The organism is Fulvivirga ligni (genome assembly GCF_021389935.1).
Lineage (GTDB): Bacteria > Bacteroidota > Bacteroidia > Cytophagales > Cyclobacteriaceae > Fulvivirga > Fulvivirga ligni.
This window is the reverse complement of sequence record NZ_CP089979.1, coordinates 958,000-974,736: the sequence shown is the minus strand read 5'-3', so window position 1 is coordinate 974,736 and position 16,737 is coordinate 958,000. Positions and strand designations below refer to the sequence as shown.

Annotated in this window: 11 protein-coding genes and 1 tRNA gene; 4 read left to right on the top strand and 8 right to left on the bottom strand. The window is 39.3% G+C overall.

Annotated elements, in window-relative coordinates:
- Positions 1–9 precede the first annotated feature (9 nt).
- The 4 genes from LVD16_RS04310 to LVD16_RS04295 all read right to left on the bottom strand — a co-directional run bounded on the left by LVD16_RS04310 (position 10) and on the right by LVD16_RS04295 (position 5,012).
- The gene (locus LVD16_RS04310; RefSeq protein ID WP_233772358.1) at positions 10–1,185 is read right to left on the bottom strand and encodes a thiolase family protein; all 1,176 of its coding nucleotides are present in this window, start codon (positions 1,183–1,185) and stop codon (positions 10–12) included.
- A gap of 86 nt (positions 1,186–1,271) precedes the next feature.
- Entirely contained in the window at positions 1,272–3,671 is a 2,400-nt protein-coding gene (locus LVD16_RS04305; protein ID WP_233772357.1) for a 3-hydroxyacyl-CoA dehydrogenase/enoyl-CoA hydratase family protein, read from the bottom strand.
- On the bottom strand, positions 3,668–4,129 hold the full coding sequence (locus tag LVD16_RS04300; RefSeq protein WP_233772356.1) for a MarR family winged helix-turn-helix transcriptional regulator: 462 nt from the start codon (positions 4,127–4,129) through the stop codon (positions 3,668–3,670). Before LVD16_RS04300 ends, LVD16_RS04305 begins: the two co-directional genes overlap by 4 nt.
- Before the next feature lie 109 nt (positions 4,130–4,238).
- On the bottom strand, positions 4,239–5,012 hold the full coding sequence (locus LVD16_RS04295) for a hypothetical protein (protein WP_233772355.1): 774 nt from the start codon (positions 5,010–5,012) through the stop codon (positions 4,239–4,241).
- A gap of 111 nt (positions 5,013–5,123) precedes the next feature.
- On the opposite strand from LVD16_RS04295, the gene LVD16_RS04290 reads away from it, so the two are divergent.
- From LVD16_RS04290 to LVD16_RS04280, 3 genes are read left to right on the top strand one after another with little or no spacing between them, the layout of a single operon-like run.
- Positions 5,124–6,389 (top strand): sensor histidine kinase, encoded by a 1,266-nt coding sequence (locus LVD16_RS04290; protein WP_233772354.1) that lies wholly within the window; start codon positions 5,124–5,126, stop codon positions 6,387–6,389.
- Complete coding sequence (locus LVD16_RS04285; RefSeq protein ID WP_233772353.1) at positions 6,379–7,056, top strand: response regulator transcription factor; 678 nt, start codon at positions 6,379–6,381, stop codon at positions 7,054–7,056. The genes LVD16_RS04290 and LVD16_RS04285 overlap by 11 nt, the downstream gene beginning before the upstream one ends.
- Positions 7,057–7,109: 53 nt before the next feature.
- Positions 7,110–8,165, top strand: a complete 1,056-nt coding sequence (locus LVD16_RS04280) for a PA0069 family radical SAM protein (RefSeq protein ID WP_233772352.1) — start codon at positions 7,110–7,112, stop codon at positions 8,163–8,165.
- Here LVD16_RS04280 and LVD16_RS04275 read toward each other — a convergent pair.
- Positions 8,162–10,009 (bottom strand): 7TM diverse intracellular signaling domain-containing protein, encoded by a 1,848-nt coding sequence (locus LVD16_RS04275; protein ID WP_233772351.1) that lies wholly within the window; start codon positions 10,007–10,009, stop codon positions 8,162–8,164. The two genes, LVD16_RS04280 and LVD16_RS04275, sit on opposite strands and share 4 nt — an antisense overlap.
- A gap of 211 nt (positions 10,010–10,220) precedes the next feature.
- Between LVD16_RS04275 and LVD16_RS04270 the strand changes: the two genes are divergently transcribed.
- A complete protein-coding gene (locus tag LVD16_RS04270; protein ID WP_233772350.1) occupies positions 10,221–12,206 on the top strand; it encodes a sensor histidine kinase in 1,986 nt (661 codons plus the stop codon).
- Between the two features lie 4 nt (positions 12,207–12,210).
- Here LVD16_RS04270 and LVD16_RS04265 read toward each other — a convergent pair whose 3' ends face one another.
- From LVD16_RS04265 to LVD16_RS04255, 3 genes are all read right to left on the bottom strand, one after another.
- Positions 12,211–14,475, bottom strand: coding sequence for a glycoside hydrolase family 3 N-terminal domain-containing protein (locus LVD16_RS04265; RefSeq protein WP_233772349.1), 2,265 nt, complete (start codon positions 14,473–14,475; stop codon positions 12,211–12,213).
- Positions 14,476–14,704: 229 nt separating this feature from the next.
- Positions 14,705–14,779, bottom strand: a tRNA-Val gene (locus tag LVD16_RS04260).
- Between the two features lie 58 nt (positions 14,780–14,837).
- Positions 14,838–16,661 carry a MutS-related protein gene (locus LVD16_RS04255; protein ID WP_233772348.1) on the bottom strand — a complete coding sequence of 608 codons (1,824 nt, stop codon included), beginning with the start codon at positions 16,659–16,661 and terminating at the stop codon, positions 14,838–14,840.
- Positions 16,662–16,737: the final 76 nt, after the last annotated feature.

Here is a 16,737-nt window from a genome sequence, read left to right as displayed (position 1 = left end):
ACTCAAATCTTATTTCAAAAACTCATAAATACCGGCTACGCCCTGGCCACCGCCTACGCAGGCTGTTACCATACCGTATTTGCTGCCTTGTCTTCTTCTCATTTCGTTTAGAAGTGTGATGGACAAACGTGCTCCGGTGCTTCCTAGTGGGTGTCCTAATGCAATGGCGCCGCCATTTACATTTACTTTAGACATATCCATATCAAGGTCACGGATTACAGAAATAGACTGAGCGGCAAAGGCCTCATTTAATTCAATAAGGTCGATATCATTCAATTTTAGACCTGCTCTATCCAAAGCTTTAGGCACGGCATACGTAGGACCTACACCCATGATGCGAGGCTCAACGCCTGCCACGGCATAGCTGACCATACGAGCAACTGGCTCAAGACCAAGTTCTTTCACCTTCTTCTCTGACATTACTACCACAAAAGCAGCACCGTCATTAGTAGGAGATGAGTTACCGGCCGTAACGGATCCACCTGCGGCAAATACTGGTCTTAGTTTTCCTAAAACTTCCACGCTGGTATCAGCTCTTGGACCTTCATCAGTATCCACTACGTATTCTCTGTTTTTCTTTTTACCGTTTTCAACATAGGTTTCCTTCACAGTGATAGGCAAGATTTCATCTTTGAACTTACCATCTTTCTGAGCCGCCACGGCTTTCATATGCGAATTGTAAGCAAACTGATCCTGCTCATCCCTGGAGATCTTCCATTCCTGTGCTATCTGTTCAGCAGTTAATCCCATGCTGGTGTAGTAGTCAGGATGCTCAGAGGCTATTTTATAGTTAAGCGCTGTCTTATAACCCATTACAGGTACCATAGACATGGATTCTGTACCACCGGCAATTACTACATCAGCCATACCAGCATTAATTTTGGCTGAGGCCAAATGAATTGCTTCCAGGCCAGACCCACAGTAACGGTTGATCACCATTCCTGGTGTTTCAATACCTAATGCCATAAGGGAAATCATTCTTCCCATCTGCATTCCCTGCTCAGCCTCTTGTACAGCATTTCCAACGATAACATCATCAACCATCTCATTTTCAAGCCCCTCAATAGAGCTTACCAAATGTTTGATAGTTTCCACGGCCAGGTCATCAGGACGAGTGAATCTGAAGCCACCCTTTTTAGCCCTACCTACCGCTGTTCTATATCCTTTTATTATATATGCGTTCATTATTTCTTTAGTTATTGGTTATTCAGTTAATGGGTTATTGGTTATAGTTTTAATAACTAATTCACCAATAACTATTAACTCAATATCTAATTTCTCAATGGTTTACCTGTGGTTAAGATGCTTTGGATTCTTTCCAGCGTTTTCTTTTCTCCTGTAAGGGAAAGGAAGGCTTCTCTTTCCAGGTCTAGAAGGTACTGCTCGGAAACTTCCTGAGGGTAGGAAAGGTCTCCTCCACTCATTACGTAAGCTATCTTGTTGGCTATTTTCACATCATGGTCTGATATGTATCTACCCATTCTCATACCGCTAACTCCGGCCATGAAAAGTGCCATACCGGTTTTACCCTGTACTTTTATATTAGTAGCCTGGATAGGTTGTGTATAACCCGCATCGGCTAGCTCAAGTACAGTGGCCTTGGCATCAGCAATTTGTCTGTCTTTGTTAATGGTAATTTTATCCTGAGGTCTTAGAATGTTCATTCCAATCGCTTCATGAGCAGAGGTAGCCACTTTTGCGGTAGCAATGTTCATGAAGGAGTTTTGAAGTGCATTCAGCTCAACATCACCCTCTTCTATAGCATCAGACACTCTCTTGGTGAGTTCTTTTGTACCACCACCGCCAGGGATAAGGCCAACACCCACTTCTACCAGTCCGATATAAGTTTCCGCTGCTGCCTGCACTATGTCAGCGTGCATGGTCATTTCACAACCACCGCCCAAGGTTAATGCATGAGGAGCTACCACTACCGGCACTGAAGAGTAACGCACTCTCATCATGGTATTTTGGAAGTGACGGATCATAAAATCGATCTCATCATATTCTTGCTCTATGGCATACATGAATACCAGACCCAGGTTAGCACCAGCAGAGAACTGTGCCCCCTGATTACCAATAACAAGGCCTCTGTAATCTTTCTCAGCCATATCGATGGCTTTGTTGATACCTTCAACTACCTCACTTCCCAGGGTATTCATTTTACTATGGAATTCCACGTTGATCACTCCATCTCCAAGATCGAAAATGGTAGCTCCTGCGTTACCCCAAAGTTTTTTGCTACCTCTGATATCATCAAGAATGATGTATTCTTCAGCGCCAGGAATAGCTTTGTATGACTTAGATTCAATATCGTAATAATGCTTCAGACCATCTTTCACCGTGTAGAAGGAGTCGAAGCCGGCATCAAGCATATCATAAACCCATCGGTTTGGCTTGTAGCCCATTTCTTCCATCTTCTCTACAGACTTTTTCACTCCCACGGCATCCCAGGTGGCGAAAGGTCCTACTTCCCAACCGAAACCAGCACAGATAGCATCGTCTATTTTGTAAAGCTCATCTGCTATTTCAGGAATTCGGTTAGAAACATATTTGAATAATGCGTAGAATGAATCTCTGTAGAATTCACCTGCTTTATCTTTTCCGGCAAATAAAGCCTTGAAACGTTCTTTCAGATTTTCTATGGGCTTGGTTGCCTCAAGAGTTCCAAATTTCACCTTGGCTTTAGGTTGGTATTCTAATGTTTTAAGATCTAACGTAAGTATCTCTGTCTTACCGTTTTCATCTTTGGTTTTCTTATAGAAACCCTGACCAGTTTTATCTCCAAGCCATTTATTTTCTTCCAGCTTAGAAACTACCTCTGGTAATTTAAAGGTCTCTCTGCCTTCATCGTTAGGTAAACCCTGGTAAAGACCATTCGCCACTTTCACCAAAGTATCTAAACCTACTACATCAGAAGTTCTGAAGGTGGCAGATTTAGGACGGCCAATAACAGGACCTGTAAGTTTATCTATTTCATCTACATTCAGATCCAGCTTTTGCATAGTTTCTATCACCTTTAATATGGCGTAGATACCTACACGGTTAGCAATAAATGCAGGGGTATCCTTACATAATACAGTAGTTTTACCCAGGTAAAGATCTCCGTAGTGCATAAAGAAGTCCACTATTTCAGGGTCTGTCTTTGGCGTAGGGATGATTTCTAATAATTTTAAGTATCTCGGTGGGTTAAAGAAGTGGGTACCACAGAAATGCTTTTGAAAATCTTCACTTCTACCATCCAGCATCAGGTGAATAGGAATACCTGAAGTGTTAGATGTGATTAGTGTGCCAGGCTTACGGTATTTTTCTACCTGATCAAACACCTTCTTTTTAATATCAAGGTTCTCTACTACTACTTCAATAATCCAATCAAAGTCCTTGATCTTTTCCATGTCATCATCAAAGTTTCCTAATGAAACTCTGCTGGCGAAGCTGGAATCATACAATGGTGCGGGTTTGGACTTTACAGCGGTGTCAAAAGACTGCTGTACTATTCTGTTCCTTACTGCCTTGTCTTCCAGGGTTAGCCCCTTTTTCTTTTCCTGATCGTTTAATTCACGAGGAACAATATCCAACAAGAGCACCTTTACTCCAATATTCGCGAAGTGGCATGCTATTCGAGAACCCATGATTCCCGAACCTAACACGGCTACTTTGTTTATTCTTCTCATTGTTGATTTTTATGGTTTTCCGTTTCGTATATGTTATTATTTTCTATTCTTTTATTAATTGCGCTTATCACTTCGAAGAACACAGATAACTTGTCATCCGGTATCTCTTCTCTTACAAAGTTGTTAAACGATAAAACTGTTTGGCGGGAGAACTCTTTTTTGCGTTTTCCCTCATCAGTTAAATGAATTCGAACAGATCTTTTGTCGTTAGCATCAGGCTGGCGGTATACCAAACCCTTTTCCTCCATGTTTTTGAGCACGCGTGTTAAGCTTCTGGATTCCAAGCCCATAAGTGGTGCTATTTTGGTGGCGGGGGTGCCTTCCTTTGAGGAGATATTGAGAAGAACAAAACCAATTGAAGTGGTAATGTCTTCCTTAGCCGCCTGCTGATTATACATGCGTGAAATAGCATGCCAGGCGGTCTTTATGTTGTGGTCAATAGTTTCTTCTCTCTTCACTGCAAACGATTTAGTTGCTCTTAACAAATATAACTAAATATGTTATGCATGCATACTATTTAGGGAGAAATTTGCTTTATCCTATCAAAAAATAGGATAAAGCTGATTTTTAAGGTTTTAGCAAGTTATAACCCACTCCTAAATTGAATACAGGGTCGGCGTGCTCTTGGCTATTTACCTGAATATAGCCATTAAATCTTTTTGAAGTAAGTGAAAATGTAGCTCCAACTAACATGGTACCATAAGCGTCTGATTCTTCCTCGGCAATTTTATCAATGCCTCCGTAAGATTTACCTATGAATAGCCTGGCGGAAAATGAAGGGTCTGTCTTAGTTACTATTTCAGAAGTAAGAAGAACGTTCAGATTGTCATTTCCAATAGTAGAAAAATTACGAGTGGTATCTGTAGCAATCATATCTTTAAAATCCTGGAATTTGCCATACTCCAAAGATTTATTAACCTGAATACCTATCATTCGAAAATTAACCTTCCTGAAATCTAAAGTGAAGTTTGCACTTGCCACTCCACCCACACCATTGTAGGTATAATTTCCTTCATAATCATTATCTGAAATAAAGTCGCTATCATCACCTGACACGAAGTAATTACCAGTGAAACCATAACCACCTAAGGCTATGCTGGCATTTTCCCAGGATCTGGCATAAACAAGCTGACCCAGGATAGATTCATTGCGATCATCATAATTATAACCTGCTCCGATCGAATAAGTACCTGATAAATAAAGGCCAGATTTTACAGTATCATCATAAATTGGCTTTTGAACGGCAATCACATCATGCCCATACATTGCAGGCCCATAAAAGGACTGACGACATGACGAGACCAGTAAAATCAGTGTAGCAGCGTAAAGAAGTGTTTTCATAAAAGAGTTAAGTTTTTATTATGTAGTACTAAGACACACGATATGCCAATATGGTGTTAATGATTTGTTAAAATTTCTGGTAACCCGCTCAATAATAGTTAATTTGAGCTTATGAAGCGCAGAACCATCCGGTTATTAGTTATACTAGCCATAGTAAGCATAGTGGGTATTGTAGTGACCCAGATCTATTGGTTTAAGCAGGCTTTTAACACGGAAACAGAGCAATTTGACCGTGAAGTGAATACTGCGCTTTATAATGTAGCGCAAGCTTTTTTTACACTTACAGATACTCAACCTAATAATAATCCCATTAAACAGCTCTCTACCAATTATTATGTAGTAATGATTAATAATGAGATCGATGCGGCAATTTTAGAAGATTTACTTAAATCAGAATTCGGCAAAAGAAATATAAATGCCGACTTTGAATATGGTATTTATGATTGTACCAATGATAAAATGGTTTATGGCTGCTATGTCTCTCTTAATGATAATCAGATAAGCCCGATTACCAAAAATCTTCCTAAATGGAATAATCAGAATTATTATTTCGGAGTACAGTTTCCTAACAAGGCTTCTTTCATTACTAACCGTATGGGCATTTGGATCTTTTCTTCCATGGTGCTACTGGTGGTGGTCATCTTTTTTGCTTACGCCCTTTTTGTAATATTAAAACAAAGGCGGCTGTCTGAGGTGCAGAAAGACTTTATCAATAACATGACCCATGAGTTCAAAACCCCGATAAGCACCATTGCACTTTCTGCTGATGTTTTGAAAGACCCAAATATCATTCATCAACCCGATAGGCTTCGTAATTATGCCATTATTATAGACAATGAAAACCTGCGGCTAAAACGGCAAGTGGAACGTGTGTTACAAATGGCCAATTTGAACAAACAGGAAATTACGCTCAAGGCAGAAAATGTGGACGTTCATGAAATCATCGTTGACACGCAAAAAAGTATGTCACTTTCAATAGCGGATCAGGGAGGTCACATTACCATGGATTTTCAGGCCACTGACACTATTATAAACGCAGACCCTCTGCACCTTACCAACGTTCTTTACAACTTGCTTGATAATGCTATTAAGTATTGCCTTGATGTACCGCAAATTAAGATCAGAACTTTTAATAAAGATGGAAGGGTTTTTATAGAGGTGATTGATAACGGCATAGGCATTAGCAAACAGGAGCAGTCGAAGATTTTCTTACAATTTTATAGAGTACCTACCGGTAATGTTCATAATGTGAAAGGCTTTGGTCTTGGTTTAAATTATGTGAATTTAGTAGCAAAAGCTCATAAGGGTACGTTAAAGGTATTCAGTGAATTAGGCGAGGGAAGCACATTTCAACTCAGTTTTTTAAATGCAGAATAAAACCATATTATTAGTAGAAGATGACACGAGCCTGGGCTTCGTAATACAGGATAACCTGGAGCAAAATGGTTATCAGGTACTTCGCTGCCATGATGGCCAAGAGGGAATCGACAGGTTTAAAGATGACCAGTTTGACCTTTGCGTGCTGGATGTTATGCTTCCAAAGAAAGATGGTTTTTCCTTAGCTAAAGAAATAAGAGAGCTCGATTCAGAAGTGCCTATTATTTTTCTTACCGCCAAATCTATGCAGGAAGATAAGCTCATCGGTTTTGAAACAGGTGCAGATGACTACGTGACCAAGCCTTTTCATATGAAAGAACTTATTTACAGAATTGAGGTCTTTCTAAAGCGTACACATAAATCTGAGAGCTCACAAATATTTAAGATCGGAGCTTATTCATTTGATTACCCAAACCTCACTTTAAATATCTCTGACAAAGAAAAAAACCTCACTCAAAAAGAGGCTGATGTACTAAAATACCTCTGTGAGCATAAAGGCAAAGTGGTAAAACGTGAAGAGATACTAAAAAAAATCTGGGGCAGTGATGATTATTTCCTGGGCCGCAGCATGGATGTTTTCATTTCGAAACTTCGTAAGTATTTAAAGGAAGATCCTGATGTAGAAATACTTAACCAGCACGGCGTAGGCTTTAAATTCATAGCATAATCATAATTACTATTTTTAATAGTTTTTACTAATTAAATTAGTAATTTCACTTTATGGTTGATGAATATCGTAAAGGAAGAGGTGCTCAAATACAGGCTAAGAACCCCTATCTGGCTCATGAATATGTTCAAGAGCATATAGAGGGCCTGGATGAAGAACTTCTGGAGGAGAAAATCACCACCCAAATCTTTTATGAGACACCTAAAAAAATAGTGAATAAGGTAGAAAGCCCAGATGTAGGCATGGGCTATTCCCTTAATCCATATCAAGGCTGTGAGCATGGCTGCATATACTGCTATGCTCGTCGTAGCCATGAATTTTGGGGATTTAATGCCGGCCTCGATTTTGAGAGTAAGATTATAGTGAAAAAGAACGCTGCTGAATTACTTGAAAAGCATTTTCTACAGAAATCATGGCGACCTGAAACCATTGTACTTTCAGGAAATACAGACTGCTACCAGCCATTGGAAAGAAAACTCGGCATTACTCGGGAGCTGCTCAAAATATTTCTGAAGTATAGAAACCCTGTTGGCATTATTTCTAAAAATGTGACCATGCTTAGGGATATTGATCTATTGAAAGAATTGGCTAAGCTTAACCTGGTACGGGTGGTTCTTTCTATCACTTCACTGGACGAAGAGCTCAGGTCTAAGTTAGAGCCACGAACGGCCAGTGCCAGAAGAAAGCTCAAGGCCATTGAAGAGTTAACTTTGGCAGGTATACCGGTCTCGATTATGAATGCTCCAATTATACCGGGTCTGAATCACCATGAAATACCAACGGTAATAAAGGCCGCAGCGGATCATGGCGCATTAGGAGCAGGGTATACCATTGTGAGATTAAATGGCTTCATCGGCCAGGTATTTGAAGATTGGCTCAGGAAAAATTTTCCAGACAGGTTTGATAAAGTATGGAATCAAATATGTGCCGTGCACGATGGCCATGTGAATGACAGCGAGTTTGGCAGGCGAATGAAAGGATCCGGAGAGATTTCAGATGTGATTGCCCAGCTTTTTCATGTCTCTATCAGCAAATACATGAAAGGGAGAGAAGTGCCTGAATTGGATAAAACCCTTTTTAGAAGGGGTGGGCATTATACCCTATTCTAATTTAAATGAGCTGTAAACAGATCATGAATGATAATGGAAGAACCATCTGAAGATTTATAAACACTCTCAATTTTTTTCTTGAAATTCCACACCGTATTTCTTCTCAAATCCAGCATTTCACTGAGTTCATCAAGTGTATATTGGATTTGCTTATTATTGGTGATATAAAGGATGTAAAAGGCCTTTTCTATTGGAAATTTTATCCGATGAAACACCGTGTTACTGGTAATTGACTCATCATAACCGCACTTGGAGCACCTTCGTGACAGCTTACTTTGTCCATCAGAATATTTAGTATTTCCGCACTTCTGGCATTCATAGCCCTGGCTCCACTTTAGCTTCTCAAGAAATTTATAGCAGCTAATTTTGTCTGGAAATATCTTATTAAATTCCTCGAGAGTAAGGTTCTTATTAATCAAACGATCCTGTAGAATCTCTTTAATATTGTTCTTAAGCTTCCAGTTATCAAGATCCAGCATAGAGTTGATCTTGTTAATGTCATTGGTCTGGGCATAAAGCTTTTGATTACTCTCTTCCAAAAGCATATTTTTCTCCTCCAGCTGCTTTGTTCTTTTGGCTACAAGATTTTCAAGTTCCTTATTCACCTTATCCTTCAGCTTTACATTCTCCTGATGCTGAATAATTATTCTCTTCAATGCTCTATCTCTATTGGCCTTTAATATTCTTACTCTATCACTAAGTGCGAATGACAGAAACAGCATTTCCAGCAAAAAGCAAATGTGCAAGCTGTAGTATGAAATGATATTAAATGGTATGATGGAGATGGTTAATAATGCTTTAGATAAAAAGCCTAAGAACAACACACCATAGGCCATTACGAAGAAACGTGCTGGTTTATAGCCTCTTACCCAGACATCGATACCTGCATAGAATATGAGGGATAATGGAATGATTTCAATATTTCTGATTTCAAAAATTGAGTTATCAACAAACAGTGCGTATAAAAACAGAGCCGATCTAAGTCCTATAGTCCAGTTGATAATGACATGAAGTCTTGGTGCCCTAACATTAGTATTTAAAAAGCGCTGACCGAAAACCAATGCCCAGAATATTAATGAAAACAGCGCTACCCCATAAGAAATCTGATTCCATTGAGGCCACGAAGGCCATAAATACTGGTAAGCTATCCCATCTACACACATAGCGTAGACACCTACACTCAAAATATAAAAGGTATAGTAAACATGCTTTTTCTCTCTTATGGCTGAGTAAATTAAAAGGTTATAAAGGCTGATAATCAATATCATACCATAAAAAAGACCATAGAGATAGTATTCATTAAGCGAATAATGAATAAACCTATTAACACTTCTTATCGCAATTCGTACATCAGCATTTGAGCTGCTTTTAAACATAAAGTAAAACTCTCTAATGCCTTGCAGCTGCCCGTCTAGCGGTATTTCAAAGTTTTTATGTTTGAAAGGCTTTGAATCAAAAGTATACTGATCACCTAAAACGAACTTTTTAAATCCACCTCCCTGCTGAGGTATGTAGGCTTCAATATGATCTATGGTTTGATCGTAGAACTCAATAATCCACTGCTTTTCGGAGTCCTTCGGAAAATTGACTTTCATTCTAACCCAATAAGTAGAGGCTGGATCGAAGTCTTTTAAGGCAAAATTGGGATCACTTCTGAAAAGCTCAGGCTGGTAGAAAATATCATCGAAATTATCATTTCCAGTGGCATCCTGATAGAATTTCAATTGGTTAATGGTAATAATCTTCTCGTCTGTATCGGCATCAAGCCTGATAATTTGCGCATTGGCAGCGAATGTGCCAAAAAGCAAAAAGACAATGAAAATTATTCTGCAATTAAAACTCATGAGGTAGTAAAACAAAAGATACCAATTTTACCCTTACATAACGGCTAAGTTGGATAAATAAATCATTTTAAAGCAGGCAAATAGTCAGATATTTCTATTTTCTGATATAATCTATATCTGTTGAGAGTTTAATTATATCTTTAAATTTTTTGAGCCAAGAAATCTTAGTACTTTGTAAGCTCCAAACCATTTGGATATTAAACTTCCGTCAATGAGGCCACTTCTAATGTTTATTATGGCATGTCTGAGCATCCATTGCTTTAGCCAGAATACGGTGGTTATCGATGAGCCAAATATTATTACTGACCTTACACCATATATTACTTACTGGGAAGACAGTACTGAAACGGCTGACATTCAAAAAGTGATACGGTCTGCACATTTCTCAGCCTATCAGGATAGTGCTCAATTAGGCAACACACAATGGTTACACTTCAATATCAAGAACAAATTGGCGGAGACGGTGAGCGGTAATATCAATTTCACCTTTACCGACTATGTAGATTTCTATGTATTGAATGAATATGACTCCCTTCTATCTCAGGCTAGAAGTGGTGATTTGCTAAACGTAAAAGACAGGCCAGTACAGTCTGGGGTTATGGTATTTCATCATATTGAAATACCAGCAGGAAAAACCAGACAGATATATGTACGGCTACATAGTACAACAGACATCTCACATCAGTTTAAAAGCTTCACGCTAAAATCATCAAGACTCTATGTCGGCGATACCTTCTTTAAAAGGTTTGAAAAAGAAAAACTCTCTCAGGCGTTATTTTATGGAGCACTGGGCATAATGCTCATTTACAATTTTTTACTTTTCATTTCATTAAGAAGCAATAGCTATTTATACTATGTAATCTTCCTGTTTTTTTTGTTGCTGTTTTTTGCTTCAAACAATGGCTATCTGGCAAATTCATTGTTCAAAAATTCACCGCGATTAGATCTATACATAAGGTTTTTATCCCCGGTCTCGGCCGTTTTTTTCTACCTTACATTTAGCCGAAGCTTTCTTAAAATAAGGCAGCACAACAGAGCCATGAGCATCATCACCTTTTTCATAATGCTCTTTTTAGTATTAGTATCAATAATAATGGTCTTAGGATTTTGGAAAACAGGCAGAACACTTACAATTATATCAGCGGCGGTAAGCTTCCTGGCTATACTTACATTGGCTATTCAAAATATTCGACAGGGCTTTACCCCAGCCAGGTATTTTTTGGGCGCTAATGCACTATTTATACTTGGTGGATTAGCATTTGCTCTGGAAAGGTTAAATATATCCGTTGAAAACGACATTACAGAGCATGCAATACAGATCGCGACGGTGTTTGAAGTAGCCTTGTTTTCTCTGGGTTTAGCAGATAGAATTAATGTAACAAGAAAAGAACTAGCGTTACAAACACTGGCCAATGAAAGGCTTGAAACACGCCGAGCCCAAGAAAAACGTAAGATTATTCAGCAAAAAAATGAGCAGTTAAGGAAGTCCTACCAAGAACTGGACTCATTTATTTACAAAACAGCTCATGATATAAAAGGGCCACTGGCACGACTATTAGGTCTTTGTAATGTAGCGTTAATGGATGTGGAAGATGAAAAATCGAAAGAATATTTCAGTCGGTTCTTTAAAGATGCCAAAAACCTTGATACCATTTTGGCCAGACTATCATCCGTCTATGATATAAGTGTAACCAAGGTTGAACCTCAGGAAATTGACTTTTCAGATATCTTCCATTCTATAATTGAGGAATATGAGGATCAGCTATCAGGCTTCTCGTTAGAGCATAACGTAATGGATGGCCTCACAATTTATTCAGATCCTTTATTGATCAAATTTATAGTTTCTGACTTATTAGATAATGCTATTAAATTTAATGACCCAACTAAAGATGAGCTTTTAATCGCTGTATTTGCGGCATTTGACCGCCCTTACCTGGAGATAAGTATCATGGATAATGGCATAGGAATAAAACAGGAAGACATTCCCACACTCTTCGAAATGTTTACTCGAGCTGCAGGTATTCATGGCTCTATTGGCTTAGGGCTTTACATGGTGAACCTGGCGGTAACACGTTTAGGGGGAACTATTAAACTGGTGGAGTCCGAGCATAATATTGCTCATTTTATAGTACGTATCCCTATTCAATACAAGCCATTAGAAAGTGAGGCTGAAGCATTTCGCCCCAGCCTCGATTAAGTAATTATTTATAGGTGACTTTGATAGTTTTATCTTTTACTATCAAAACAAAATCACCTGCCTCAGTAACTTTCTTGCCTTCAGCATTAATAAAAGCCAGGTCCATTGGTGACACCTTGAAGGTTACCGTTTTCTCTTCACCAGCTTTCAGATTTACCTTATCGAACTTTCGAAGCCTTTTGTTATTAGGAGTGATAGATGCAAATAAATCACTGCTATAAAGTTCAACTGCCATTTTACCATCTTTCTTACCAGTATTTTTCACCGTAGCGGTGATGGTAAGCACGTCTGTTGGTCCAAAAGTGGTTTTATCAGATTTAAGTCTTGTTACCTCAAAAGTGGTATAACTCAAACCATGGCCAAATGCCCACTGACCGCTATATTGGCCTGTGGTATATTGGTTAGGCACATTTTCTCTTATGGCTTCAGAATGCTTGAAATCATATTTTGTTAAATCGCCGCTGTATTTAGGATAAGAGAACGGTAGTATTCCGTTCGGATTATAATCTCCCACAAGTACGTCAGCAATGGCCTCAGCTCCCTTAGTTGAAGGTCTGTAGGCTAACAAAACACCTGGAATGTCATCTACAAAAGATGAAACTATTCTAGGTCTTCCTTCTACCAGCACCAAAATGACTTTTTTTCCAGTAGCTATAGCGGCTTTAGCCAAATCAATCTGCTCTTGTGGCAGTGTAAGATCATTGATGCTTCCCGGGCTCTCGGCGTAAGCCTTTTCTCCAAGGCATAATACAATGTAATCATACTTCGAAGCCTCTTTTTTAAATTGATTTACATCATAATTTTCAGCGGCTTCGTACTTATTTCCGGTATATGAGATCACATTTTCCTGACCTAGCTTTTCTACCAAAGCCTGCTTAATGGTCTTAGTAGTTTTAGGATACATTGCTGCTTCATTTCCCTGCCATACATATGACCATGAGCTATGTAGAGATGTAACTTCATTCGCAGATGGACCAGCCAACAGAACCTTAGCTGATTTTGGCAGTGGCAAAACATTACCTTCATTTTTTAGAAGCGTCATAGATTCTAAAGCCGCTGTTTTAGCCACTTCTTCTTCCTTCGCTCTATCCACCAATTTCATGGCTTCCTTCTCAGGATATGCATTTTGGAACAGGCCTAAATCATACTTTAGTTTTAGGATTCTTCTTACAGAAAGGTCCAATCTTTCTTCAGTAATTTTACCTTCCTTCACAAGCTCTAAAAGCAAATCATAAAAAGAGTAATCGGTTGGCACCATGCTCATGTCAAGGCCAGCCTCCACTGACAACCTCACAGCCTCTTTGGGTGTGTCGGCCACTCTATGGCGAGTATGCAGACGAATCACATCTTCCCAATCAGAAACAGCAACACCTTTAAAGCCCAGTTGATTTCTTAATACCTCTGTGAGGTAATATTTGCTGGCGTGCACTGGCACACCGTTGATTTCACCTGAGTTGATCATGGCAGTGGCAGCACCAGATTTTACTGCTGCTTCGAAAGGAGGGAGTAAATATTCTTTTATGGTGTAGTCAGTGATGTATGCCGGAGTTCTGTCTTTGCCTGAAGCAGGAAGTGAATAACCCAAGAAATGTTTAAGGCAAGCAGCTACTGACGTAAAAGCCTGAAGGTCATCACCTTGATAAGCCTCAATGGCAGTGCTCCCCATTTCTGATACTAACACAACATCTTCACCAAAAGTCTCTTCGAATCTAGACCATAGAGGCTGTCTTCCCAGACCTAATACTGGATCAAAATTCCATCTGATACCGCTTGCTCTGGTTTCAATGGCAGTTAATCTGGCGGACTCCGCTACCAAGTCAGGATTACGGGTGGCAGCCATACCAATGTTATGGGGATAAAGAACAGATCCTTCGATGTAGTTAGCTCCGTGAATAGCATCTATACCATAAACAATAGGTATTTTATTGGCCGTTTTCTTAGTGGCTACGTCTTGGATGGCTGTTTGAATCTTGTGCCAGGTGTCCATGGAGTAAGCATGGCCCTTTACATTTAGAATGGAGCCCACATGCTTATTTAAAATAGCCTCCTCTAATTTTTTCTGATCAATTTCGGTATTAGAGTTGTCCTTTAGAATCAAGTCTATGGTGACCTGAGTCATCTGTCCTACTTTTTCTTCTACTGACATTTTTGAAAGTAATGCCTCCACGGCAGCATCAGTATCTTGCTTTTTTTGCGCAAAGAGCAATGAACTACTCCATAGCAAAGCACCTACCATTAGATAAATGGCGGTTAAAGGTCTGGTTCTCATAGCGTTTTAGAGTTATCTGGTTTTTCTAAGTAATAGATTTTAGTTTGTTTCATTGAAATTAACGCAATTTCGGGATAAATGCATAAAACATCAGCATTGATGACAGGGGCAAATGCACCAATTAGGAGGGTGGATCATCACAAAACAAAAAGAGGTTGTATCACAAGCAGTAATCTTCATATATAAAATCACTTTTGGCCAAAGACCTCTCTTTTGATACAACCTAATGTGGGATGTATTGGACTCGAACCAACGACCCCTGCCCTGTCAAGGCAGTGCTCTGAACCAACTGAGCTAACATCCCAAGATGAGCAAATTAAACAATTAGATTTGAAATGAGCATGAAGTCCATTTAGATTTTTCTAACTGGAAACTTCATCTACTTCAATACCTATATTCTGCATGAGCTTGCTGGCATTAAAGCTTCTGCAAATTCCTTCTTCTAACTTGTATTTAAAAACTATTTTATCCCCATTAATTACGCTATTGAAGCTATAATTCTTCACCTTAGGCAACTGGTTTTCCAGCTCACCTAGATCCAAATCATGGGTGGAAACAAAACCCATAGCATTTTTATCTGACAACTGCCTTACCAAACCAGAAGAGCCTTTATGGCGGTCGATTGAATTGGTTCCTTTCAAAATTTCATCCAGCATAAATAAAACCGGAAGGCCGTCTTCCTCTAGAATATCCAGCAGATAACGAAGCCTTTTGAGCTCAGCATAGAATGATGACGTATGGCTTTGCAGATCGTCTTCGGTACGCATGCTGGTAAATATCTGTAATATGGAAGTTTTCATTTGCCTGGCACAGACAGGGCTACCGGCTAAGGCCAAAACCAGATTTACCCCGATAGTTCTCAAGAAGGTACTTTTACCAGACATGTTGGAACCCGTAATGATATTAATCGACCCTTTTCCATCCATATGAAAATCATTGCTTATTCGCTCTTGAGGGAGAATGAGCGGATGACCAATCTCCTGAGCCTCAAGTTTATAATCATCCCCTTCAATGGCCGGGAAATGGTATGATGGGTGAGCATAAGCAAAAGCAGCAATGCTGCTTAGTGCCTCGTAGTCACCAATATTTTCAAACCAGTGATTGACATCGGCTTTTTGGTTTCTCTTCCATTTTTCGGCCGCAATCACCAGGTGAAGATCCAAAAGCAAGAAGGTGTTTAAAATCAGATAAAAGGCATTCGCTCTAGACTGTAAATAATCCAGAATAGACTTTAATTTTAGAATTGAATCTGAGGCCTTAGTTTCTTTATGTTCAAATACCATCTTGAGCTCTTGCAAATAATCCGATTGAAAGGCTTTATTTTCAATGAGGCCAATCATGACGCCGTAGCTGCCCAGAACAGAAATTCCAGCTTCGGTCTTTTCAGTAATGTTCTTTATGTATCCTGTAAACCTCTTCAGCACAATGCCGTTAACAAGCATCGCCCCAAAAATGAAATAGATGCTGGCATCAAAAAAAATGACCGCCATAAGGGCAGAAAGAGCCACCACAGGTAAAGCGTACATTAAAACTTTCGGCCAAGGCTTATCTATCACTTGGTTAGGTTCATTAATCCAGCTGAGGAGGGTCTTAATTTTGCTTTCACTTTTACCTTCCGACATACCTGCCGCCTGAAAATTTTGTCTCCATTCCAGATCATTTGTTAGCTCCTGAGCAGCTTCCTGCCTTCTCTTTATGGCCTGAGAATCTGCCGGATGCTTCAGCCATTTAGCCAATGCTTCACGGCCGGAGGGCGTTTCGCACCTATTTAAAAGCTGATAAACAGAATGCCGCCCAAAAATATCCAGATCCTGAACGTAAGGGTGAGGTTTCTGAATGAATTCCTCACCTCCATTAATACCGGAAAAGTCAAAATCCAGTCTTTTTATCTCATTATGGTTAATTAAAGATAGAGCAGCAGCCCTGTCCCTTTTTGCTTTTACTCTGTTATGATATTTCACAATAACCACAAAGGCTACCCCAAAAAACACAATTGTACCCAGAATACCTTCGGCCAAACGAACATTTGCAAACCAAACTATTAAGACCAGAGTCAACAGGAAAAGTGAAACTCTAATCACCGACACCAATGCATGGTGCTTCTCCAACTTTCTATATTCCAGCTTAAAAGCATCTTCACGAAGTTTAAAGCTATCTTTTAGCGGAATATTATTATTATGTGTCATTTTAAAATCTTAACTTAATATATAGGAACCGTACACGGGTGCTTTTACGTAGTTATAGTATAAAGATACTTAAGCA